The sequence below is a fragment of the Vibrio sp. 10N.261.46.A3 genome, assembly GCF_041472995.1.
In the GTDB taxonomy this organism is placed as follows: Bacteria; Pseudomonadota; Gammaproteobacteria; order Enterobacterales; family Vibrionaceae; genus Vibrio; species Vibrio coralliirubri.
Genome location: NZ_JBFRRH010000063.1, coordinates 1 through 1050, shown reverse-complemented (window position 1 = coordinate 1050; position 1050 = coordinate 1). Strand labels below are relative to the sequence as shown.

Here is a 1050-nt window from a genome sequence, read left to right as displayed (position 1 = left end):
TACCATAATAGGAATAATGACCACCGATTTTTGAGAGGTTTGATAGCATTTCTCTCTTAGGTTGGTGTCCAGTTTTACTGGTGCAGATCACTGCGGGAAAGATCGAGCAAAAAGAGATAAAAACTGGATTTAATTTAAATTAAATGTTTAAATGAAATTATGTGTTTAATTTAAGTTGGAGTTGGTGGGAATGAAAGCTGTATATAGAAACGCACTAAAATTAAAAATGGATAAATTATGGCATGAGGGGTGGGTTCAACTGGATCGTTGGGAACTGCTATCTTTTTTTGACCAAAGAAGAGTGACTAAAGCAGTTTGGCAGGAGATTCAAGAGGTGTGGGCTGAAATGTATGATGACCCAGATGATGCAGAACCATTGTCATATGTAACTGTTCGATCTGAAGAATCAGTGACTACACCTCATTCTTTCTTGCTAATAAACCGTAACCAGATGCGCAATATTGATTAATTTAAAGAAAATTCACCGAAGTGCGAAGGTGGTCGATTTACCATAACGGCACTTAGTGCGAAGTGCAGTGTTTCGATAGAGCAATGATTATCTAAAGGTCGCTATAGCGGCCTTTTTTGTATCTGATAGCAAAAGCTCTAAGGGGAAATTGCGGAGTAAGCTATTGAGGGGTAAGATAAACGCTAGATAAAGGAAAGCCCCAAACCTCGTCATAATCTTGGCAGACTTTCGAGAGCATGGGGCAATACACTATGGGATAATTATACCTAATGAGCTTTCAAAAACCAATAAATCATATCTGCCTAAGTGTAGGCGAGAGTGGCTAATAATCACTTCGATGCACTTCAGCTCGATCTAATTGAGACGCTTCCTCATAAGCCGTATTGCACCGATGAACTCGGTGTCACTTACATACGCCCCAAAATCACAGCGATCAAGAAGAAGTATCTGCAAGTGAACCAACCGAAATTGGTCACTTATCTGATCTTTGATATTGACCGACAAGGCGCGGTTCTAGCTTGGTATGACTGCAATCTACCACCGCCACATTGGTCTACTAAGACTCCTGAGAACGCACACGG

2 protein-coding genes are annotated in these 1050 nt (G+C 40.6%); both read left to right on the top strand.

Features of this window, described 5'->3' with window-relative positions:
- Positions 1-190 precede the first annotated feature (190 nt).
- Positions 191-469, top strand: a complete 279-nt coding sequence (locus AB4484_RS14935) for a hypothetical protein (RefSeq protein ID WP_372078963.1) — start codon at positions 191-193, stop codon at positions 467-469.
- A gap of 318 nt (positions 470-787) precedes the next feature.
- The coding region (locus AB4484_RS14930; RefSeq protein WP_372078960.1) for a replication initiation protein at positions 788-1050 on the top strand (263 nt) is incomplete at its 3' end.